This is a genomic window from Streptococcus sp. oral taxon 061 (genome assembly GCF_013394695.1).
In the GTDB taxonomy this organism is placed as follows: domain Bacteria; phylum Bacillota; class Bacilli; order Lactobacillales; family Streptococcaceae; genus Streptococcus.
The window spans coordinates 1,144,280-1,166,973 of record NZ_CP058258.1; the positions used below are offsets into that span (position 1 = coordinate 1,144,280).

At 39.0% G+C, this 22,694-nt stretch carries 22 protein-coding genes and 1 tRNA gene; 9 read left to right on the plus strand and 14 right to left on the minus strand.

What is annotated here, in order from left to right; genetic code table 11:
* The first annotated feature begins 94 nt into the window (after positions 1 to 94).
* Positions 95 to 808: a 16S rRNA (guanine(527)-N(7))-methyltransferase RsmG gene (gene rsmG, locus HW271_RS05610; RefSeq protein WP_178895184.1), complete on the plus strand. Its 714-nt coding sequence runs from the start codon at positions 95 to 97 to the stop codon at positions 806 to 808.
* A gap of 312 nt (positions 809 to 1,120) precedes the next feature.
* Positions 1,121 to 2,404: a uracil-xanthine permease family protein gene (locus HW271_RS05615; RefSeq protein ID WP_178895185.1), complete on the plus strand. Its 1,284-nt coding sequence runs from the start codon at positions 1,121 to 1,123 to the stop codon at positions 2,402 to 2,404.
* A 44-nt stretch (positions 2,405 to 2,448) separates the two neighbouring features.
* On the opposite strand, the gene HW271_RS05620 is transcribed toward HW271_RS05615, so the two are convergent.
* The 6 genes from HW271_RS05620 to HW271_RS05645 form a co-directional block, all read right to left on the minus strand.
* Positions 2,449 to 3,207: a CPBP family intramembrane glutamic endopeptidase gene (locus HW271_RS05620; protein ID WP_178895186.1), complete on the minus strand. Its 759-nt coding sequence runs from the start codon at positions 3,205 to 3,207 to the stop codon at positions 2,449 to 2,451.
* Positions 3,208 to 3,318: 111 nt separating this feature from the next.
* Positions 3,319 to 4,230, minus strand: coding sequence for a DMT family transporter (locus HW271_RS05625; RefSeq protein ID WP_178895187.1), 912 nt, complete (start codon positions 4,228 to 4,230; stop codon positions 3,319 to 3,321).
* Between the two features lie 9 nt (positions 4,231 to 4,239).
* Positions 4,240 to 5,172 (minus strand): serine hydrolase domain-containing protein, encoded by a 933-nt coding sequence (locus tag HW271_RS05630; protein WP_178895188.1) that lies wholly within the window; start codon positions 5,170 to 5,172, stop codon positions 4,240 to 4,242.
* A complete protein-coding gene (locus tag HW271_RS05635; protein ID WP_178895189.1) occupies positions 5,169 to 5,894 on the minus strand; it encodes a CppA N-terminal domain-containing protein in 726 nt (241 codons plus the stop codon). The genes HW271_RS05630 and HW271_RS05635 overlap by 4 nt, the downstream gene beginning before the upstream one ends.
* 148 nt (positions 5,895 to 6,042) lie before the next feature.
* On the minus strand, positions 6,043 to 6,861 hold the full coding sequence (locus HW271_RS05640; RefSeq protein WP_178895190.1) for an endonuclease/exonuclease/phosphatase family protein: 819 nt from the start codon (positions 6,859 to 6,861) through the stop codon (positions 6,043 to 6,045).
* Positions 6,862 to 6,913: 52 nt separating this feature from the next.
* Positions 6,914 to 9,100, minus strand: a complete 2,187-nt coding sequence (locus HW271_RS05645; RefSeq protein ID WP_178895191.1) for a PTS transporter subunit IIBC — start codon at positions 9,098 to 9,100, stop codon at positions 6,914 to 6,916.
* A 191-nt stretch (positions 9,101 to 9,291) separates the two neighbouring features.
* On the opposite strand from HW271_RS05645, the gene HW271_RS05650 reads away from it, so the two are divergent.
* Genes HW271_RS05650 through HW271_RS05670 form a run of 5 tightly spaced genes read left to right on the plus strand, consistent with a single transcriptional unit; the run spans position 9,292 to position 13,994 of the window.
* The gene (locus HW271_RS05650; protein WP_310437574.1) at positions 9,292 to 10,239 is read left to right on the plus strand and encodes a TIGR01212 family radical SAM protein; all 948 of its coding nucleotides are present in this window, start codon (positions 9,292 to 9,294) and stop codon (positions 10,237 to 10,239) included.
* Complete coding sequence (locus HW271_RS05655) at positions 10,223 to 10,780, plus strand: class I SAM-dependent methyltransferase (RefSeq protein WP_045613950.1); 558 nt, start codon at positions 10,223 to 10,225, stop codon at positions 10,778 to 10,780. Before HW271_RS05650 ends, HW271_RS05655 begins: the two co-directional genes overlap by 17 nt.
* Entirely contained in the window at positions 10,773 to 11,027 is a 255-nt protein-coding gene (locus HW271_RS05660) for a hypothetical protein (RefSeq protein WP_006150587.1), read from the plus strand. Before HW271_RS05655 ends, HW271_RS05660 begins: the two co-directional genes overlap by 8 nt.
* An 11-nt stretch (positions 11,028 to 11,038) precedes the next feature.
* Positions 11,039 to 13,093: a sodium:proton antiporter gene (locus HW271_RS05665; protein ID WP_045613952.1), complete on the plus strand. Its 2,055-nt coding sequence runs from the start codon at positions 11,039 to 11,041 to the stop codon at positions 13,091 to 13,093.
* Positions 13,094 to 13,130: 37 nt separating this feature from the next.
* Entirely contained in the window at positions 13,131 to 13,994 is an 864-nt protein-coding gene (locus HW271_RS05670) for a YihY/virulence factor BrkB family protein (RefSeq protein WP_178895192.1), read from the plus strand.
* 67 nt (positions 13,995 to 14,061) lie between these two features.
* Here the strand turns inward: HW271_RS05670 and HW271_RS05675 are convergent, their stop codons facing one another.
* Complete coding sequence (locus HW271_RS05675) at positions 14,062 to 15,003, minus strand: RimK family alpha-L-glutamate ligase (protein ID WP_049495570.1); 942 nt, start codon at positions 15,001 to 15,003, stop codon at positions 14,062 to 14,064.
* 13 nt (positions 15,004 to 15,016) lie between these two features.
* On the minus strand, positions 15,017 to 16,267 hold the full coding sequence (locus tag HW271_RS05680; RefSeq protein ID WP_178895193.1) for a dicarboxylate/amino acid:cation symporter: 1,251 nt from the start codon (positions 16,265 to 16,267) through the stop codon (positions 15,017 to 15,019).
* Positions 16,268 to 16,512: 245 nt separating this feature from the next.
* Here HW271_RS05680 and HW271_RS05685 point away from each other — a divergent pair, with 245 nt between their 5' ends.
* Both HW271_RS05685 and HW271_RS05690 read left to right on the plus strand, forming a co-directional pair.
* On the plus strand, positions 16,513 to 16,872 hold the full coding sequence (locus HW271_RS05685; RefSeq protein WP_049495574.1) for a DUF3397 domain-containing protein: 360 nt from the start codon (positions 16,513 to 16,515) through the stop codon (positions 16,870 to 16,872).
* A gap of 102 nt (positions 16,873 to 16,974) precedes the next feature.
* Complete coding sequence (locus HW271_RS05690) at positions 16,975 to 18,657, plus strand: N-acetylmuramoyl-L-alanine amidase (RefSeq protein ID WP_178895194.1); 1,683 nt, start codon at positions 16,975 to 16,977, stop codon at positions 18,655 to 18,657.
* 36 nt (positions 18,658 to 18,693) lie between these two features.
* Here the strand turns inward: HW271_RS05690 and HW271_RS05695 are convergent, their stop codons facing one another.
* From HW271_RS05695 to HW271_RS05720, 6 genes are all read right to left on the minus strand, one after another.
* On the minus strand, positions 18,694 to 19,008 hold the full coding sequence (locus HW271_RS05695) for a hypothetical protein (protein ID WP_049495580.1): 315 nt from the start codon (positions 19,006 to 19,008) through the stop codon (positions 18,694 to 18,696).
* 175 nt (positions 19,009 to 19,183) lie between these two features.
* Positions 19,184 to 19,256: transfer RNA gene (locus tag HW271_RS05700), tRNA-Thr, on the minus strand.
* A gap of 46 nt (positions 19,257 to 19,302) precedes the next feature.
* Complete coding sequence (locus HW271_RS05705; protein ID WP_049495611.1) at positions 19,303 to 19,764, minus strand: GNAT family N-acetyltransferase; 462 nt, start codon at positions 19,762 to 19,764, stop codon at positions 19,303 to 19,305.
* Between the two features lie 38 nt (positions 19,765 to 19,802).
* Positions 19,803 to 20,588 carry an ABC transporter permease gene (locus tag HW271_RS05710; RefSeq protein WP_178895195.1) on the minus strand — a complete coding sequence of 262 codons (786 nt, stop codon included), beginning with the start codon at positions 20,586 to 20,588 and terminating at the stop codon, positions 19,803 to 19,805.
* A gap of 1 nt (position 20,589) precedes the next feature.
* Positions 20,590 to 21,408 carry an ABC-2 family transporter protein gene (locus HW271_RS05715; protein ID WP_178895196.1) on the minus strand — a complete coding sequence of 273 codons (819 nt, stop codon included), beginning with the start codon at positions 21,406 to 21,408 and terminating at the stop codon, positions 20,590 to 20,592.
* A gap of 1 nt (position 21,409) precedes the next feature.
* Complete coding sequence (locus HW271_RS05720; RefSeq protein WP_049495618.1) at positions 21,410 to 22,402, minus strand: ATP-binding cassette domain-containing protein; 993 nt, start codon at positions 22,400 to 22,402, stop codon at positions 21,410 to 21,412.
* Positions 22,403 to 22,694: the final 292 nt, after the last annotated feature.

Sequence of the window (22,694 nt, forward strand, 5' to 3'; positions counted from 1 at the left end):
CATAAAGCTCCTTTCTGCCTTTTGATTAGTACAAGTATATCAAATTTCCATGTTTTTGTGGTAAAATAAGATGATATACAAGAAGGATATAACTATGAAACCAGAAACTTTTTACACACTACTTGCTGAACAGAATATCAATCTTACTGACCAGCAAAAAGCACAATTTGAGCGCTATTTTGAACTCTTAGTCGAGTGGAACCAAAAAATCAACCTGACTGCAATTACTGAAAAGGAAGAAGTTTATCTTAAACACTTTTATGATTCCATCGCTCCTATCCTACAAGGGTTGATAGAAAACCAAGAAATTAAGTTACTTGATATTGGCGCTGGTGCAGGATTCCCAAGTCTTCCTATGAAGATTCTCTACCCTCAGCTAGATGTGACCATCATTGATTCACTCAATAAGCGCATTAACTTTCTTCAGCTTTTAGCTGAGGAGCTTAATCTAGAAGGTGTTCATTTCTACCATGGGCGCGCAGAAGATTTTGCTCAAGAGAAGAATTTCCGTGCCCAATTCGACATTGTAACAGCTCGTGCAGTTGCTCGCATGCAGGTCTTGTCTGAATTAACGATTCCTTATCTAAAGGTAGGAGGAAAACTTTTGGCACTTAAGGCCAGTAATGCACCAGAGGAATTGACAGAAGCCAAGAATGCCCTCAATCTTCTCTTCAGCAAGGTTGAAGACAACATCAGCTACACACTTCCTAATGGAGACCCTCGCTACATCACTATTGTCGAAAAGAAAAAAGAAACTCCAAACAAATATCCACGTAAGGCTGGTATGCCCAACAAACGACCACTTTAGGATATTTTAAATAGATACTCACAAGATTATACCTCGCGTCTTTATTTCCTTGCTCTGGAAAAAATGATTTACAAAATCATGCCTCGCTTTCTTATTTCTTGGCTCGGGAAAAATTCGTTTACAAGACGAATTTTTTCTGCTATACTATCTTAAGCAAAGGTTTTTAATGTCATCCCGTGAGGTGACGAAGACGCAGAAATATATGAAATTCTTTAAGAATGAGATAATTCTCTTTTTAAAGAAGTCTTACTCTGAGAGCCTATTGCTGTAAAATAATGGGCTCTTTTTTGATGCCCAAAAAGTGAGGTATTTATGAAACAAGAATCAACTGTTGATTTGTTACTCGACGTTGACCAACGTCCTTCTTTTGGTAAGGGAATCCTACTCAGTTTCCAGCACGTGTTTGCCATGTTTGGTGCAACCATCTTGGTACCATTGATTTTGGGAATGCCTGTATCTGTTGCCCTCTTTGCTTCAGGGGTTGGTACCCTCATCTATATGATTGCAACAGGTTTTAGAGTTCCTGTTTATCTTGGTTCTTCTTTCGCCTTTATTACAGCTATGTCACTTGCCATGAAAGAAATGGGGGGTGATGTATCTGCTGCTCAGACAGGGGTTATCCTAACTGGTTTTGTTTATGTCCTTGTTGCTGCAAGTGTTCGCTTCGCAGGTACAAAATGGATTGATAAACTCTTGCCTCCAATCATTATTGGTCCTATGATTATCGTTATCGGTCTTGGGCTTGCTGGTTCTGCCGTAACCAATGCTGGTCTTGTAGCTGACGGCAACTGGAAAAATGCTCTTGTAGCTGTGGTTACCTTCCTCATCGCTGCTTTTATCAATACAAAAGGAAAAGGTTTCCTTCGTATCATTCCTTTCCTCTTTGCAATTATTGGTGGATATCTCTTCGCGCTAGCACTTGGCTTAGTTGACTTCACTCCTGTTCTTCAAGCTAACTGGTTCGAAATTCCAGGCTTCTACCTACCATTTAGCACAGGTGGTGCCTTCAAAGAATACAACCTTTACTTCGGTCCAGAGACAATCGCAATCTTACCAATCGCGATCGTAACAATCTCAGAACACATTGGAGACCACACGGTCTTGAGCCAAATCTGTGGCCGTCAATTCTTGAAAGAACCAGGTCTTCACCGTACCCTTCTTGGTGACGGTATCGCAACATCAGTATCTGCCTTCCTTGGTGGTCCTGCTAATACTACTTACGGTGAAAATACTGGGGTGATCGGTATGACTCGTATCGCTTCTGTCTCAGTTATCCGTAATGCAGCCTTTATCGCAATTGCCCTTAGCTTCCTTGGTAAATTCACTGCCTTGATTTCTACAATCCCTAGTGCCGTACTTGGTGGTATGTCTATCCTTCTTTATGGGGTTATCGCCAGCAACGGTTTGAAAGTTTTGATCAAGGAACGTGTAGACTTTGGTCAAATGCGTAATCTTATCATCGCAAGTGCCATGTTGGTACTTGGACTTGGTGGAGCAATCCTTAAACTTGGTCCAGTTACCCTTTCAGGTACTGCTCTATCAGCTATGACAGGTATTCTTTTGAACTTGATCTTGCCATACGAAAATAAAGAATAAATTTCATTCATAAAAAAATCCACTCGAGTGAGTGGATTTTTTGCTTAAGTCCCCCAAGCAATCAAGAGGTACAAGAGACTTGAACCAAACATATCTGCAAGAGCATGCATAAGAAAGAATGGCAGTAAATTCTTGACTACATACTTGTACAAGAAATAATAGAATAGTCCATATACAAGCCCAATAACTAAGGCCCAGAGTAATCCTTGGTAGGTATGAAAAGAAATCCTGATAATTACGGAGTAAACTAGGACTAACCACTTATGTTTTTCTTTGACTGAAGTCAGTAAGCCCAAGAAGAAAAATTCTTCGTAAAAACCATTTAATAAAGCATAACCAATGGCCATTGGTGTTAAAGCCATGAATTTTCTAATAATCTCCATGGGATCTATAAAAGGGATCAACTGAGGATTAAAATAATTATACTCACCACTAAGGGTTGTTACAATATCTCCAATTATTCCAACAACTGCAAAGATAAGGGGAACCCAAATCAAAACTGACCAAGAAAAGCGAATTGGAAGCTGTTTAAAATCATAATTTCGAATCAAAAGATAGAGGAAAGTAATCCCTAGCATAATCAACTGGAAATTGAAATTACTAGAATAAGCTGCTCCATCACTTGCTACATTTGACGCAGTATCCACGACACTGGTAACAGTTGAAGGCGATAGACTCTCCATAAATTGTTGTGTGGAACGGATGATAAACTCTCCAAACATTAAAATAGTGATGATTAAGATATCGAACCATTTTAAGTATCTTAAAGGTTTAGCAGGATGAATACTTTGTATAAAATTCATATTTCCTCCGTTTAGCTTATTTTTCTAACTTTATTATAAACTTTCAATCTTAAAATTATATAAATTAATGCAGAACATAAAAAACAACCTCTTTATAAGGTTGTTCTGTCTTTAAATAGACTTGTGTTTCTTTTCTAGCATTAAATCCTTTAAAGAAATAATAGTTACAGCCAACAAAATCATTGCCATACCAAGAAAATCTACAGGATAAAAAATATCTCCCATAATCATAAAGGCAAAAAACACCGCAGAGATTGGCTCAATCGACGCCAGAAGACTAGATTTGACTGGTCCAACCATACTGGCTCCCTTGAGAAAAGCTGTGTAGGCAAAAACCGTTCCAATAAGAATAATTCCAGCAAAGGCTAGAAAAATATCAAATGACATAGGAATTCTAGCGCCGATAATTCCAGTAAATGGAACTGCCACAAAACCAGAAATGGTCATTCCAACACCAATAACCAAAATGCTCCCCCACTTTTGAATCAGTTTAATGGGTAAAATGATATACAAAGCATAGGTTAAAGCAGAGAACAAGCCCCAAAAGAGACCTGCTGGTGTCATAGAGAGCTGATCCATTTGACCGTGAGTCGCAATTAAAAAGGTTCCACCTATAGCCAAAAACATAGAAATGATTTCTGCTATAGTAGGGGCTACCTTATCTTTGATGCATGTGTAAGCCAAGATTCCAACAGGACAGACATATTGAAGAACTGTCGCTGTGCCAGCATTTGTCTCCTGAATGGCTGATAGATAAGCCAATTGATTTAGAAAGAGACCAAATAAAGAAAATAGCAAGAGAGAAAAGAGACTTGATTTATCCTTTAAAAAAGCTAGAAATTGTTCCTTAGACTTTATATAGGACAATAGAACCAAGAGGAGACCAGCAACAATCAAACGGATATTGGTCAGAACTAGAGCTGAAATCCTATGAGCCATCAGGTACTGCCCACTGGTTCCAGATAGTCCCCAAGCGATACCTGCAATGACTGTAAATAGAGTTCCTTTTAACGCTTTAGACATGAGCCCTCCCTAGTCTGCTTCACGAATTAAGTCCATGACCTGATTACGGTCTATGATCCACCGAGCACGCTCGTCCTTTTCGTAGGTTCTATTGGACAAGAAAATAGCAGCTTCCTGCTTCTTACGATTCCACATGATAAAGGTTCCAGTATAGCCTGTATGGTCTAGCCAATCTCCTTCAATATTCCAGGATAAGGAGCGCTCTTTATCATCTAAATCTGAGAAATTCTGGCTCAAATCTTCAGCAAAATCATCCTGTAAATAATGCTCTAGGAAGATTTTTAAATCCTTCACAGTTGAAAACAATCCAGCACTCCCTGCATGTTTCCCAAGCAAACGTGCCTTTGGATCATGCACCACTCCTGCTTTCTGACCACGAACAGTCGGCACAGCACTGGTTACAGGACCAAACCTCGTTTCCTTCATCCTCCATGGATCCAAAACTTGCTCTTGCAAAATCTGATCCAAGTCCTTATCAAAATATCTTTCCAAGAGAAAACCTAGCAAGAGAAAGTGCACATCTGAATATAGAAAGGCTCGCTTCTCCCTACGATTAAGATGAAACATAGCTTCTTTCAATTCTTCTGCATTCAACTGGTCACGATTGGGAATATAAGGGTCCAAGTCTGTGGCATGAGTGAGGAGTTGACGAATTGTGATATCTTGATAGTCAGAGTCAGGTAAAAATTCCGTCACTGACTTTTCTATATCTAATTCCCCTTGATGCCATAAGAAAGTTAAGACAGTTCCAACTCCGACAACTTTGCTCACACTTGCCAAATCATAGACTAAACCTTGACAAGTCTGCTCTCCAATTTCTGGATCTGCTTCTCCGAGGTAGCAATCAGACCATTCACCATCCCGATAATACGCAAAAGAGGCACCAGGATAAATCCCTGCCTCAATTTGTTGCTTTATTTTTTGAATGATTTCTTGTTTCATACTTCTTCAAACCACAATTCGATATTGTTGGCATCCTTAGTTAGGAAAAACTTCTCAGACTTAGGAATAAAGTAACCTGCAGTTTCAAAACGTTGACGGAGACTAGCCAATTCAAGTTCTTTTACTTGGAATTTCAACATAGACAAATCCCAAGTAACATTATTTTCAACGAGCAAATCACTACCTTGAGCTTGTTTAAAAGCTAGGCTAGTTTCGATTTCCTCTTTTTCAAGCAGGCTCGTCGTTTCATCAGGCAAGTTAATCTCTACTGAAATATCAAATGCTGTCAAATACTGCATCTTCTCATCTTTTGAGAAAGTAACAGTTTCATCAAACTTTCTCAAATCTTTGATGTCATCTTCCGCATGGATAAGGACAAGGTCCCCTTCCGGAGAAAGAGCTTCAAAAGCAAATCCCTTATTTCCTTTATAGAGTTGAGGAAGTTTTTCCATTCTAGCTAGTAAGGCTTCAATCTCGGATGGATTCGCTACTTTTACAATCAATCTAGCTAATTTTTTGATCCCTTCAACCTTACGGCTTCTCATACTTGGTGATTCTTCTAAAACCAATTTTTCAATGCCTGACTGGTCTCCTAGCGATAAGAAAGCCGACTCTTCAAGCAAGGGTTTCATACCCAAGGTTTGGATATAAAACAATTCATTTAATCTTCTATTATTTATCTTTAGCGTCGGGATCATACGCACAATTTGATTTACATTCATAAATTCCTCCAACACTTTTTATTTTAAAGGATTTTATTTCATTTTACAAGTTATTCAACTAAAAACTTTAACTATATTAACCCCTTGAGTAGTTAACCCCCTTCGCATATCCGAAGGGGGTCTTGTTTTATTTTAGTAAAATTATTTGTTAGTTCTTCCAAGAAAGTTCTGCTTGAAGACCATAGTGATCACTGACCTGTGGACTTTGTTTTCCATCAAAGACAACATGTAATGTTTCTACCTGTATATCCTTTGTCGTAAAGGCATAATCAATTCGAAGTGGTTCTGTATTTCCCTTCCAACCATCAATTTCAGGCGGAACAGTGTAACTACCACTTCTTTCTTTTGCAACTTCAAATGCATCTTGTAAGTTTAGTGGACTAGCTAAAATAGCTTGGTAACCCTCTTGGCCTGCAGGATTATTAAAATCACCTGCTAGCAAGAGTGGCTTCTTCAATTCTTTCAGAACTGCTTCAAAGCGCGCCCATTCCTCTTGGAAGCCTTTATCCCACCAAGAGAGATGGACACTCGCAACTGCAAGTTCTTTACCTTCAACTACTGTCTCTGCTAGAGCAACTCGACGAGTGTGGTAATCTGTCGGATCATCTACATCTGAAACCAAAATTTCACGCGCTTCAATTGGTGTTTTAGATAGGATTGCAACACCTTCATGGTAACGATCATAACCAATATGGTTGTAGGCCCAAGTCCAATAATAGTTTTGACCTTGCTCAGCTAAGTGTTCTACCAAGAGACGAACATAGTGGTCTTGATGAATCGGCTCAGCAGATGGTAATGGCTGATAAAGTGCACCAGCTTCTACTTGCGCTGAAGTAATTTCCTGGTTAATTTCCTGAAAACAAATCAAATCATAACTGTTTTCAAGTATATCTTGAAGTAAAAGTTGAAACTTTTGTTCAGGATCTTTTTCCATCCAACTATGAGTATTGAGTGTTAAAAACTTCATGCTTTTCTCCTATTAAACAAGAGGTTGGAAATAGCTTCCAACCTCCTAAATATTACAATTCTACTTTTGCAACTGCTGTTTTAGCTGCAAGAGAACCTGTTTGTTGTAATTTAACTGATTTGATCGCGTCACCATTTGTGAAGACAACTACAGTTGTAGTTTCACGACCAGCTTCACGGATAGCACCCAAGTCAGCTTTGACCAAGAGATCACCAGCAGCGACTGTTTGACCTTCTGAAACCATTACTTCAAATGGTTTTCCTTCAAGACTTACAGTATCAAGACCAATGTGAACAAGAACTTCAAGACCTGCTTCAGTTACAAGACCAAGAGCATGTTTAGTTGGGAAGACGCTTGATACAGTACCAGAAACTGGAGATACAATGTTTCCATTTGCTGGTTCTACTGCAAATCCATCACCCATCATTTTTTGTGAGAAGACTGGATCTTTAACTTGTTCCAATTCAATCACTTGACCGTCAGCAACTGAATAAACTTCTTCAGTTACACCTTTGTAGACAACAGTATCTTTTTGAGTTGCTGCCATTTGACTTGGAAGAGTTTCAGGAATCACTTCACCTGAGTCAAGAATATCTTGGATATCTGATTTCAAAACGTCAGCTTTAGGTCCGTAGATAGCTTGGACACCTTGTCCTTTCATGACAAGTCCCATAGCTCCTTCAGCTTTCCATTGTTCTTCTGTTCCAACTTTTTCAGCATCTTGTACAGTAACACGAAGACGAGTCATACATGCGTCGACATCAACGATGTTGGCACGTCCACCGAGAAGGTTGATGATGTTAACTGCTTGAGAAGCTTCTGCAACTTTAGTTTCACCAGCAGCTGAAGATTCAGATGAACCATCTGCATTTTCGTAGTTACCGTTACGTCCTGGAGTTGCATAGTTGAATTTCTTAATCATGAAGTTAGCGATGAAGTACATGATAAATCCAAAGAGTACTGTAACCCAGATAAAGTTAATGATATCCATACCAAGACCAGCGTTGATAGCTAGCGGAGTACGAGTCAAGAATTCGATTGAACCGAATGAGTGAACACGAAGGTTCACAATATCAGCCATTGCAAAGGCAGCACCTTGAACAAGAGCGTAAACAAGGTAAAGAGGTGTTGCGATGAACATGAACATGTACTCAATTGGTTCAGTTACCCCTGTCAAGAATGTTGCAAGAGCAGTTGCGATCATCATACCTTTGTATTGGTGTTTCTTATCTGGATCAACGTTACGGTAGATAGCCACAATTATACCCATCAAGATACCAAACGAACCGATCATTTGTCCAACTTTGAAACGAGCTGGATGTACTGTATCTAACAAGTGTTGGTATTGACCTGCGTCAGTACCTTTAAGGTTTACAAGGTCTGTTACCCATGCAAGCCAAAGTGGATCTTGTCCAAATACTTGAGTGCCTTTTGCTGCACCAGTTAACACATCATAAGTACCACCAAGAGCTGTATAGTTCATTGGGATAGTCAACATGTGGTGAAGTCCGAATGGCAAGAGCAAGCGTTCCAAAGTACCATACAAGAATGGTGCAAGAACTGGTGCTGTTTCTTGTGAATTGGCAATCCAGATACCGAAGTTGTTGATACCTGTTTGAACAACTGGCCAGAAAGCTGAAAGAAGAATTGCAGCGATTGCTGAGCGAAGAATAACTACAAATGGTACAAAACGTTTCCCGTTAAAGAATGAAAGGGCATCAGGAAGTTTACGGAAATTATAGTATTTGTTAAATGCAGTCGCTCCAACAAAACCTGAGATAATCCCTACAAATACCCCCATGTTAAGGGCTGGTGCCTCAAGTACACTAATGAAGTAATCAGCAACCTTGATAGATCCACCAAAGATTGTTGAAACCATAGCGTTAGGATCTTTCAACATATCCCCTGATACACCGAAGATTGTACCAGTGATACGGTTAATAAGGATAAATGCAAGACCTGCCGCAAAAGCACCACCAGCACGTTCTTTAGCCCAGCTTCCTCCAATAGCGAGGGCAAACAAAATATGAAGGTTACCGATAACTCCCCAACCAATTTGCTCTAGTACGCCACCAGTAATAACTAGGGGAGCAAGGTTTGGGTCAATCATTGCAAGTGACTTACCGATTGAGATCATCAATCCAGCCGCTGGCATAACAGCGATAACCACCATTAGAGCCTTACCGAATTTCTGCCAAAATTCGAAAGACAAGACATTTTTGAATGTATCTTTCATCATTCAAATCTCCTTTTATATTTATTAGGCAAACGTTTTACGAAAACGTTTGCACTTGTTTGTGACTTAATTATACCACTTTTTATTTTTTTGTAAAGGCTTTTTTTAAAATTTTTTTCTGTCCAATCATTTCAATATCTCTCACTTATTTGCTGACTTTGAGTTTGCGAGTCTTTTCTGATATAATATTAGCTATGAAATCCTATAATACCTTGAATGATTATTATCGAAATTTATTCGGAGAAAAAACTTTCAAAGTTCCTATCGATGCTGGATTTGATTGTCCCAATCGTGATGGTACAGTAGCTCATGGAGGTTGTACTTTCTGTACGGTTTCTGGTTCTGGAGATGCTATCGTTGCGCCTGACGCTCCTATTCGTGAGCAATTTTATAAGGAAATTGACTTTATGCACCGTAAATGGCCAGATGTAAAAAAATATCTAGTCTATTTCCAAAACTTTACTAATACTCATGAAAAACTCGAAGTGATTCGCGAACGCTATGAACAAGCTATTAATGAACCTGGAGTTGTTGGAATCAATATCGGTACACGACCAGATTGCCTGCCTGATGAGACTATCGAATACTTGGCAGAACTATCAGAGCGATTGCATGTTACTGTAGAGTTAGGTTTACAAACCACCTATGAAGCAACTTCTGAATTAATTAACCGTGCCCACTCCTATGAACTCTACGTGGAAACGGTTAAGCGCTTGAGAAAATATCCCAAGATTGAGATTGTTGCTCATCTAATCAATGGTTTGCCCGGTGAAACTCATGAAATGATGGTGGAAAACGTTCGGCGTTGTGTAAGGGACAATGATATCCAAGGGATTAAACTTCACCTACTTCACCTCATGACCAACACTCGAATGCAACGCGACTATCATGAAGGTCGTTTGCGGCTTATGAGTCAAGATGACTATGTGAAAGTTATCTGTGACCAACTTGAAATTATTCCCAAACATATAGTCATCCATAGGATTACGGGTGATGCGCCTAGAGATATGCTAATTGGTCCTATGTGGAGTCTCAATAAATGGGAAGTTCTAAATAGCATAGAAGCTGAAATGAGACGTCGAGGTAGTGTCCAAGGATGCAAGGCTGTAAAACAGGAGTTTATGAATGAAAAGACCACTTGAATTGGCGCATGATTTTCTTGCCCAAGTCATCACAAAAGATGATGTTGTTGTAGATGCAACAATGGGAAATGGACATGATACACTTTTTCTTGCTAAATTAGCTAAACAAGTCTACGCTTTTGATATACAAGAACAAGCTCTTCAAAAAACAAGTCAACGTCTACAAGAAGCCGGTTTGACCAATGTTGAATTACTTCTCCAAGGTCATGAAACCGTAGATCAGTTTGTAACTGAGGTGAAGGCAGCCATCTTTAATCTAGGTTATCTTCCTTCTGCCGATAAGTCTATTATTACTAAACCTCACACAACCATTGAGGCACTTGAAAAACTCTGTCAGATGCTCGTTAAAGGCGGACGAATAGCCATCATGATTTATTACGGGCATGAAGGCGGAGATATAGAACGGGATGCTGTCTTAGATTTTGTCAGTCAGTTGCCACAACAAGAATACACTGCTACAATCTATCGTACCCTCAACCAAGTCAACAATCCACCATTTTTAGTTATGATTGAAAAATTAGAAAGGTATCGCCATGGATAAACAATACCTACGAGATAAAATAGAAGGACTTCGCCACAAATTTGTTGAATCAACCCAACATGAACGGGCAGTTGGTATGTTAGATGAAGCTCATATGAGCAAAAAGATGCTAAAAATCAAGAAAAAAATGATTACACTTGAAATGGAGCGTTGTCAAAAGAAAATCGAGCATAAGGACTGCTCTAAGATTGATCAAAAAATCCAAGAACAAAAGGAACTTTTTGAAGCTTGTCGCAAACAAAAATAAGGAGGTAGAAGATGAATTTACTTTTTTATCTCTTAGTATTTTTACTAGTTCTTATTGTTTCTAGCACGACCAATAAACTTCTTCCCTTTTTACCCATGCCCCTGATTCAAATTTTGTTAGGGATTGGAATTGGGCTTTGCTTACCTAACAACCAATATCACTTAGATACTGAGTTGTTTCTGGCTTTAGTCATTGGCCCACTACTCTTTCGTGAAGCTCAAGAAGCAGATGTAACCTCTATCTTAAAGCACTGGAGAATCGTTCTCTACTTGATTTTCCCAGTTATCTTTATATCAGCTCTGAGCATGGGTGGACTCGCTCATGTCCTTTGGGCTAGCCTACCATTAGCAGCCTGTGTAGCAGTTGGTGCTGCCTTAGGGCCTACAGACCTAGTTGCCTTCGCTTCCCTTTCTCAACGTTTTTCCTTTCCAAAACGGGTTTCTAATATCTTAAAAGGGGAAGGTCTTCTTAATGATGCTTCTGGTCTAGTAGCCTTTCGTGTGGCTCTCATCGCTTGGACAACAGGAACATTTTCGCTCACCCAAGCCGGAACTTCATTAGCTATTTCCATTGTTGGAGGTTTTGCAGTCGGCTTTATAACAGCCCTAATCAATCGCTTCCTCCATACCTTTTTACTTAGTGTCCGCGCAACAGATATCGCAAGCGAGCTCTTGCTAGAACTCAGTTTGCCCCTCTTGACATTTTTCATAGCTGAAGAGATTCATGTCTCAGGTATTATCGCCGTTGTAGTCGCTGGGATTTTGAAAGCCAGTCGTTTCAAAAAAATCAACTTGCTTGAAGCCCAGGTTGATACTGTTACCGAGACTGTCTGGCACACTGTAACCTTCATGCTCAATGGTTCTGTCTTTGTCATTCTTGGGATGGAACTGGAAATGATTGCTGAACCAATTCTTAAGAGTGCATTTTACAACAAAGTGCTTCTCTTAGTCAGCGTTTTTCTCTTGACCTTCCTACTCTTTGCCATCCGCTTTGTGATGATCTACGGCTTTTACGCTTTTCGGATTAAGAAACTTCATAAAAGCTTAGATAAGTATGTCAAAGATATGCTTCTCCTTACCTTTTCTGGCGTCAAGGGAACTGTATCCATTGCCACTATCCTTTTGATACCGTCTAATCTAGAACAAGAATATCCTCTTCTTCTCTTCCTCGTAGCTGGTGTAACACTTGTCAGTTTCCTTACGGGATTACTGGTACTTCCACACCTTTCCGAAGAGAAAGAACCATCTAAGGATCAGCTCATGCACATCGCTATCTTAAATGATGTCGCCATGGAGTTAGAGAAGGATTTAGAGAACACAAAAAACAAGGTTCCACTCTATGCGGCTATTGACAATTATCATGGACGTATTGAAAATCTCATCCTCAGTCAGGAGAACAAGGAAATCCAGGAAGACTGGGAAGCTCTCAAACTACTGATTCTCAGTATCGAGAGCGATGGTTTGGAGCAAGCCTATGAAGAAGGCAAAATCGGCGAAAGAGGATATCGTGTCTACCAACGTTATCTGAAAAGCATGGAGAAAAATATTAAACGAAACTTCGCTTCTCGAATAACCTACTACTTCCTTGTTTCTATTCGGATTATACGTTTTCTCCTACACGAGTTGCTTACATTTGGCAAAACCCTTCGTTCCTTGAAGAACAAAGAAACCCAAAGACTTCTGGCCATTGACTATGACCAGATTGCTGAACTCTACCTAGCCAACACTGAAATCATCATCGAAAGTTTGGAAAACCTTAAAGGGATTTATAAAAGTTCTCTGATCAGCTTCATGCAGGAATCTCGTCTCCGTGAAACCAGTCATATTACGAGTGGCGCCTTTGTGGAACGGGTTATCAATCGTATCAAACCCAATAACATCGCTGAAATGCTTAGAGGTTACTACCTTGAACGTAAGTGTATCTTTGAATACGAAGCTCAAAAACTCATCTCAGCTCAGTATGCCAAAAAGCTACGCCAAAATGTCAATAATTTAGAAACCTATTCCTTAAAAGAATCTGCTAATACCTTACCTTACGATATGATGGAATTAGTTCGAAGAAATTAAAGTCTATACAAAACAAGAAAAACTGGAGGTTTGTGAAATGAAAAAGTTGTGGAAACAGCTGAACGATAGACCATTATTAAAAGCTTTTTTACACTACTATCAAGCCTCTGATAGCGAGCTAACCAGCGTTGCTGTTGCCTACTATTGGTTGATTTCAATCTTCCCTTTACTCATGATAGTGGTCAATATCTTACCCTACTTTCAAATTCCCATCTCAAACTTTCTATTAACCATCAAGGAATTTTTACCAGATACAATCTATGAAGTTGTTGCAAAGATTGTCAGAGAAGTTCTGACTCAACCATCGACAGGTTTACTGAGTTTTGCTATCTTATCAGCTCTTTGGACTTTCTCCAAATCCATGAATTTTCTTCAAAAGGCTTTTAATAAAGCCTATGGAATCGCAAAAAATAGAGGAATTATCTCACATCAGATGATGAGCCTCTTAGTTAGCTTTGGACTTCAAATTCTCTTTGCGCTTGCATTATTCCTTAGTATGTTTGGCCATATGTTATTGGACCTGCTTAAAAACTACTGGAAATCCGAGAGTGCTCTGTTTTCTTATCTACAAGATTTTACAGGACCGCTGATCTATGCCTTTCTTTTTGCTACCGTGATTATGCTCTATTATTTCCTACCAAATGTTAAAGTAAGTAAGATTCGCTACGTCATACCTGGAAGTCTCTTTGTACTAGTTACGACGATTGCTTTATTAAACATCTTTGCAGCTTATTTCAACAATTATGTCAATTATCTCGTTGACGTCAGATTTTTCAGTTCAATCGTCGTTGTTGTTATGATGTTCTGGTTCATTATCATTGCCAAGATATTAATCATCGGTGCCGTCATCAATGCCAGTGTTCAAAGTCTAAAAGACCCGGACTTTAAAGCAAATCAATAAGATTTCACCGATTACACAAATCGATCCCCCAGTCATTTAATACTGGGGGATTTTTGAATTTCCTGCTTTATTGTCCACTAGTCAGGGCTTGCAATTCTGTTTTTAGATACTGAGCCAAGTGTTGGTGGGCAAAAATAGTGGCATTTTTTTCTGCGGTAGGATTGTAGTTGGTGTTGGTATTTACATCATAGACATAAATGTCTCCACTCTCTGATTGAACCCATTCAATCGCCGCAACTTCAATCTGAGCATTTTTCAAGAAACTTTCATAAGCTTCTCTCCGGTCATCTGGTAGAGGTTCTGTAATCTGGAATTTTTCAGACGTTTCTAGTTGCTCTGGTCTCTTGCCGATTTGGCAACCATCTGCTGGACAAAGTTGGAAACCATCTGAAGAATCGATCGAAACAGTATAGAGGAATTTTTGATTGATAAACTCTGAACGACGGATACGTCCATCACTTGGCTTGATGTAGGCTTGTAACAAGGTAATCCCGTCCACTGATGGTTCAAAGAGAGGGCTATTGACATAAGTTGCCAGTTCCTCTTCATTTTGGAAGAGTTGAACGCCTAATCCCTTACCTGCACGATTGTGCTTGGTAATCAAAGGATAAATGTTTAATTTTCTTGCCGCTTCAATAATGTTTTCTTGACCCAAAACTGCAACTGTTGCAGGAGTCTCGATACCAGACTCGTTTAACTTCAAATATTGTTTGATTTTACTAATTTCAAGGTTGATAGCACCGGTACCATTCACAACTTTGCGTCCGTGTGCTTCTAACCAAGTAATCACTTGCTCTGTAAATTCTGGCGCATAACGATGTCCTCTTGTGTGTGAAGAGGCAGACATACGATTGTAAAAGATACCTTGCGGCGGTGGGCTTTGCAAATCTAAAATCCCACTAGACAAATCCCATAGTTCATAAGGGACTTCTAATTCTTCCAACCATTTCACTAAATGTTGAGTCCATTCTAGATTCTCATGAATCACATAAACTTTTGCTTCACTCATTATTCATATCTCCTTAAGAAAAGCTGACTGATAATTGGCTTTCCTTTTCTTCTTCTAAAATGTATCCTTCTGTTTTTTCGATAACGCTAACTGTTAAGATTTGACCCAAAACATTGATCATAGTACGGCCAGCATTGACAAAGAAATCAACTGCAAAAATCAAGGCCACTCCTTCAACTGGCAAGCCCAATTGAGGTGCTGCAGCTAATAGAACCACAATAGCTCCTGATGGTACGGTTGCCGCAGTTTTTCCAATTAAAGTCAAAAGTAAAACAGTAAACAAGAGACTTGATAATGAAAATTGAATGCCATAGGCATGGGCGATAAAAATTGTCGCTACTGAGAAATAAACCGCTGCTCCTTCTAAGTTAAAAGTATATCCTAAAGGAACAACTAAATCAATTGTATGCTCGTCATGCCCCTGTTTTTTCAAATCTTTAAGAAGTGATGGCAAGACCACACTAGAACTTCCAGTAACAAAAGCCAGAGTCAAGAGACTCCAATTTTCACGAAAGGCTGACAAATACGGCACCTTAAAGAATACAGCAATCAAAGGGAAAATAAGGAGAACCAATACAGCATAAGCCAGATAAGTTCCAATTACAAACTGACCAAGCCCAATCAACTTGTCGACACCCGTAGTTGCAACATCTTTAGCGATAAATCCAAAAATACCAATCGGTGATAGTTTGATAATTACTGCAACAATCTTGTAAATGGCTTCAATCCAGATTTGGAAACCTTCGATAATCTTCTGAGATTTGTCAGACTTAAGATTCCCAATTCCGTAACCAAGAAAGATGGCAAAAACGATAATTGGCAATAGAGCGCCATCTGAAAGAGATTTAACGATATTTGATGGAATGAAACCAAGCAAAAATTCGCTGAACTTGACATTGTTAGCAATCCCATCAAGGTTTCCACCAGTTTGACCGATATTCACTCCTTGACCAAATCCTAAATAGTAACTAGCAAATACAAACAAAAGAGTAATGGCAGTTGTTACAGCAAAAAAGTAAACCAAACTCTTGGTCAAAATTTTCCCGAAAGATTTTTTTCCGATAACTCCAGCTACTGCAACAACGATGGTTGGGAAGATTAGCGGAATGATAACCATATTGATCAATTTAATAAAGGCTTGACCTAAAAATTGATAAAAGCCTGAAAATTGTGGCCAGATAAGTGCAGCGATAACACCTAAGACCAAAGCCACCAATAATTGAATGCCTAGTGAGAGTTTTGACCATAACGTAACTAATTTCATAAGAAACTCCTTTGTTTTATTTGCTACTCATTCTACTACTATTCTTCTCTCCTGACTAATATATTTTTTCTATGGTCACCATAAAAAAGATTTATAATGAAGACTCAAACTACTCCAACTTTACAAAGTAAATCACATTGATGTTTGATATAGTATAAAAAATCAGTTTCTAAACAAAAATTTTTAGAAAAACACTGTTAAATCAAGGAATATGCTTTCCTTTTATTCAAATTTTATGATACAATATTGTTATGATTTTAATAAAACTCGCTTCTGTCTTGCTTTTGGTACTAACCTTGGCTTTGGCTATTATCTTTAGTAGATTTTTAAAGTTAAAGAAAAAGGGGATTAACTTTGCAGATTTGGCTTTTCCTTTTCTGATTTTTGAATACTATTTAATCAGTGCAAAGGTTTTTACCCATAATCAACTTCCCATTTTGGGGGCAGCCCTATCTTTGCTAGCCATCATTCTAGCCTTTTTCTTTTTAAGCAAAAAACGTAGTTTTTATTATCCAAAATTCCTTAAATTCTTTTGGAGAGCTGGATTTCTACTCACATTGCTCATCTACATCGTTATGATTGTTCAAATCTTCATGATGAAATAAATCATGCCAGCACCTCAACAGTTGGCGACTCGTTCTTCCACATGAGGTGCTTTTCTAATGACATTTTAAAAAAGATTATTAAAAAAATAGGAGATCAAACAAGTGAAAAAAACGCTCTTGGCAAGTGCCATCGCACTTACTTTTCTAGGATTCGCAACACACCCTGCTTTGGCTGAAGAAAATAACGTAAAAACTACAGCAGAAACGACACAAGAAACTACAACTACAGAAAAAGAAAAAAAGAGCATCCCTTCAACCAAGGAAACTGCTCCTTCTACTGAAACAAGTTCAAGCGTACCAACAACTTCTACAACAAATCCAAGTGAAACTCCAGCTAAGAAAGAGGAAGACAAGGCTCCAGAAGTCAAAAAAGAAGGTTGGGTATTAGAGGAAAACCACTGGCGTTTCTATGAAAACAATGCCCCTGTTCTTAACTGGAAAAAAATTCAAGGAAAATGGTACTACTTCGATAAGAACGGTATCATGCTCAGTGATACGATTTATGATGGATACATCCTGACTAGTAGCGGGGCTATGGTAGATAGTGGCTGGGGTAAAATCAAAGATAAATGGTATTATGCAAAGCCATCTGGTAAAATCTCTCAGCAAAAATGGGAAAAAGTTGGTGGTGTATGGTACTACTTTGACAAAGATGGAATCATGCTCAGCAACACCATTTTTGATGGTTATATCTTTACCAATAGTGGGGCTATGGCTGAGAGCGCTTGGGTCAAACAAGATGGTAAATGGTACTATGCCCAAACTTCTGGACAATTAAGTAAAAATAAGTGGGATAAAATTGGTGGTACTTGGTACTACTTTAATAAAGATGCCACTATGGCAAGTAACCAATGGCAAGGTAACTACTACCTAAAAGCTAGCGGTGCCATGGCTGAGAAAGAGTGGATTTTTGATAAAAACTATAATAGCTGGTTCTATTTAAAATCAGGTGGTGCTTATGCAGCGCGTGAATGGATTGGTTCATACTACCTCAAGTCAGGTGGTTACATGGCTAAGAGTGAATGGATTGATGACAGCTACTACAATGCTCGTTACTATGTAGATGAAAATGGTGTCTATGTCACAGGAACTCGTAAAATCGATGGAAAAGCACATCAGTTCCAAAGTAATGGAAAATGGATAGGTGAAGTTCCAGTAAGTCGTGGATTTGAAAAAGGAAAATACACATATACCGTTTTCTTAGACCCAGGACACGGCGGTAAAGATCCTGGTGCTGTTTATTATAACACGAATGAAAAAGACCTCACCATGCAAGTTTATCAAAAACTACGCAAGGAACTCCAAAGTCTTGGTTATACTGTTCTTTCTTCTAGAGATAGTGATGTCTATGTCGACTTTGTCACTGAACGTTCAAGAATGGTTAATAAGACTGATTCAGATATCTTTATTAGTATTCACTTCAATGCTAGTGGCAGCCCTGCTTCTAACCGTTCTGGTATTCAGACCTATTCTTACGAAGAAGCTGCTGGTTATCCTTCTAAGATTAATCCATACTGGCATAACCATCCCGACCGTATCAGTGAAAGCAATCGCCTAGCTGCAGATATCCACTCTTCACTCCTAGCTGAAACAGGTGCTAAGGATGCAGGTCTTCTCCAAAGTAGCTTTGCTGTCCTTCGAGAAACCGATAAACCAGCAGTTCTATTGGAGCTTGGTTACATTGACAATTTCAACGAAAACCAACAAATTCGTAGCGATGCTTACCAAAATAGATTGGTGGCAGGTATTGTCAAAGGTATTCAAAAATATTACGCAGGCAAATAAAGCAAAAGTCTCGAGAAAGCTCGAGACTTTTTTGTTTTATACTTCTTTCTTGTTAGTTTCCGGAAAGAGGAAACCAATCCCCACACAAGCTAGCACACCTGCACCGATAACCAAACCACTTGAAAGTGGCAAGATATCAAGAATGGCATTAGCGATGATAAAGGCAATAATTAAGCTCATGAGACTGGCCTTATAATCTTTTTTAACCAAATTCTCAAGAGTAAAGAATAAGAATAAACCTACTGGAAAGAGTGCCCAGATGTTAACATCCAAACTTGGCCATCCAACTAAACCAAAATACAAAACTGCTGCTGCAACGACTAAAAATCCGATACCTACTACTTTTTTCATGATATAACCTCATTTTCTATTTTGTTAGGAAGTTTAATCTCCCCTTGACAATTACTACTATAACAGAAATAAAAAACGCAAACAATAGGTTTTGCCTATGTGGTAGTCATGATAGACTATGTGGTCAAAAATCTTATCAAAAGAAAAAAGAAGTCCAAGAGGACTTCTTTCACACTGCCGATTGCAGGGATCGAACCTGTGACCTACGCGTTACGAGTGCGTTGCTCTACCAACTGAGCTAAATCGGCGATTCCCCTTATAGTATAGCACTATAAGGAAGGATGTCAAGGTTTGTTAATCTATCTTTTTAATCAAAATCTGACAAGGATTTTGGGATCCCCACAGTTGCGGAAAAATCTCTAGTTTTTTAAAGCCAAGTCTGCAATAAAAGGCATTTGTTCGATCATAATCCTTATTAGAGCCTTCTGCTACTGTTTTCACTTGCAAATAATCAACGTTTTTGCGTGCTTCATTTTCTAAAGTAGCAAGTAATTGACTCCCAATTCCTCTACCTTGATGAGCTTTTTTTACACCGATACAATCAATCTCTGCACAATCTTCACTGGAATAGGCCAAGCTTACAAATCCAGCCAAATCACTCTCCTGATAGGCAGCCCACACTTGCAAGTCCTTGGCTCCTTCGATATAGGCTTGCGTGCTTTCTGGTATTCCAAACCATTCTGGTAAGTCATGTAAGACTTCAGTGACTACTGCCATTTTTTGTGCTTCATTCTTGACCTCTTCAATAACAAACATTACAAAATCCTTTCTTGGTTTTAGTCTTACTTTAGCTCTTACGAACCAGCACTTTCGTAGGCATCTAAGCCCTTGTCCCATAGTTTCAAAGAAATGACAAAGAAGACAAGGGAAATCAGAATCAAACCACCGATATTAAAGAAGACATCCTTGTCCTGCAAGAAATAGCTGGCAGGATAGTAGGCCGTAAAAGCAAAAGGCACGATGAAGCTAATTAACCAACGAAGGAGCGAATTGTAAATGGAAATCGGGTACTTGGCAAAATCATTAAACATATAGAAAATGTAAATCATGGCACCTGACTGCTTGGTCCAAAAAGCGATGCTGGCTGTCGCGATTTTTAAAGAAGTGTAAATCAAGGTCGCAAAAGGAATACAAACTAGAAAAATCAGGAATTTTGGAAGAGTCCAAGCAATGCTAGTCGCCGTTGTTGCTAGTAAGATGCCACCGACCAAAAGTTCACCCAAGGCATCAATCTGAAACGTCTCAACGAGGATGTGAAAGAGAGGATTGATAGGACGGGTCAGATACTTGTCAAACTCCCCTTTTCGAACTAGTCGTTGACCTAAAGCCCAGAGATTGTCAAAAAAGAGATGATCTAATCCCTTTGGAATTAAGGAAAATCCATAGATAAAGGCAATCTCTTGAAAGGTCCAACCTTCTAGCGAGGGGATGTGTTGAAAGAGTACATTGAGAAACAAGAGGTTCAGCCCTTGAGTCAGAAAGACTCCCAAGACACCAACCACAAAATCCACCTTGTATTCCATGATTTGCTTGATGTATTGTCTGATAAAAATCAGATGCATGCGTTGATATTTTTTCATCCTAACCTCCCTGAATGGTGATAAATGACTGGACTCGTTTCCAAATCAACTGAGACAAGCCCACCATCACTATAAGCCAGAAAAACTGAAGCAAAAGTGCTTGAAGAATCTGACTGGCATCGTATTTCCCAACAATAATCATGACCGGAGTGTAAATTAAGGATGAGAAAGGCAAGAAGGACAGAATATCTGAAACGATTTTCGGAAAGAAAGCCAAGGGAATTAAACTTCCAGACATAAAGGCCACTATTGAAGTCTTGAGTAGATTGGAACCCCATAAATTTTTAAATACAAAGGCTGAAAATCCAAAGCAGATATTAAAGAAAAAGTTAATCAGATAAGCCAGAGTTAAGCTAAAGAGATAAAGGACAGTTAATCCCAGCACTTCTACAATACCTTGCCCAGATAAGATTTTCATCAAAACAATAACACTTAAAAATGGCAGTCCAACAGAGATAAAAATCAACCACTTGGAACCAAGCTCGGTGAAAAGATAAGAGGCCGCAAAATGCACCGGTCTCAGCAAGCGCATGATAATGGAGCCATCCTTGACCTCCTCCCCAATCATAAAAGAGCTATCTGACTTGGTCAACAGATTGGTCACAAAACTCATAATGATGTAGAGGGTGATATCTGCCATACTAAAGCCTTGAATCAAGGACTCTTGCGAAGAATCAAAGACAGCCTTCCAGAGATAAAAGGCCACAAAAGCCCCCATGACATCACCAATCCGATAGAGAATAAAGTTGACTCGATAGGTAATCAACTCCTGAATCCCTGCATTGATAAAGGGTTTATAACGTCTCCACAATTTGACCATCTTAGAGCTCCTTTCGATAGAAGCGACGGATAATATCCTCAATATCCGTATCTACCATCTTCAAATCACGGACTTCAAAATCAGATAAGGTTTGCTTGATAATATCAGCTGATTGGTAGCGGGAACTATCAAATTCAATAGTCAGGTTATTTCCTTGTCTATCAATGGACATATCAGGCAAGCCTTCATAATGGGAGACTAGATAACTTTGACCTGGTAGCAGTTCAAAAGAAAGAGTCTTCATCTTTCCAAAGGTCTCCTTGAGCTGGCTTACCGTTCCATCAAAAATCTCTTGCCCCTTATCAATCATAAAAATCCGATCACAGAGTTGCTCAATGTCGCTCAAGTCGTGAGTGGTCAAGAGAATAGTAGTTTCTTCCTCTTGATTGATCTGGGTGATAGCACGTCGAATATTATCCTTGACCGAAACGTCCAAGCCAATGGTCGGCTCATCTAAAAAGAGAACTTTGGGATTGTGAAGCAAGGAAGCTGCAATATCCGCCCGCATCCGTTGACCTAGTGAAAGAGTCCGCACAGGATCCTTGATAAATTCCTTCAAATCCAAAACTTCATTCAAAAAGTCCATGCGCTTATGGAAAAGCGAGTCTGGCACATCGTAAATCTCCTTCAAGACCGTGTAGGTCTCTTGCAGTGCCAAATCCCACCATAGCTGGGTGCGTTGTCCGAAAACGACTCCAATATCCTTGACATAATCTTGGCGATTGTCCTGTGGAATCTTGCCGTTAATCCGACAAAAACCAGATGTCGGTTTCAAAATTCCTGTCAGCATTTTGATGGTGGTCGACTTCCCAGCGCCATTTGCTCCGATAAATCCTAAAATCTGCCCCTTTGGCACCTCAAAGGTCAAATCTTTGACCGCTTCAAAGGTCTGCTTTTCAGGATGAATAAAGGAGCGCAAAGCTCCCTTCAATCCCGGTTCCTTAACAGTCTTTACAAAATTTTTCTGAAGATGTTGCACTTCTATCATTGCCATATCTATCTCCTTATCGTAAGAAACAACATTGTATTTTTGACTACAAATATTCTAAATCCTTACTTTCTACACCTTCTCAATAATATTACAGAAGGATTTATACCAACCTATTATAATCCAATAAAAAAAGGAATGCAAGCGTTTGCTTATAGATTATGAAATTAGAGATTTCTATCTTAAAATGATGCTTTTAACCAAAAATTATGTTTATTAGTTTCCTTAAAACACCCAAAAAAACTGCCTTCTTTTTCAACATAAGAAAAGATAAAAAGGTGATGCTGCATCACCTCCC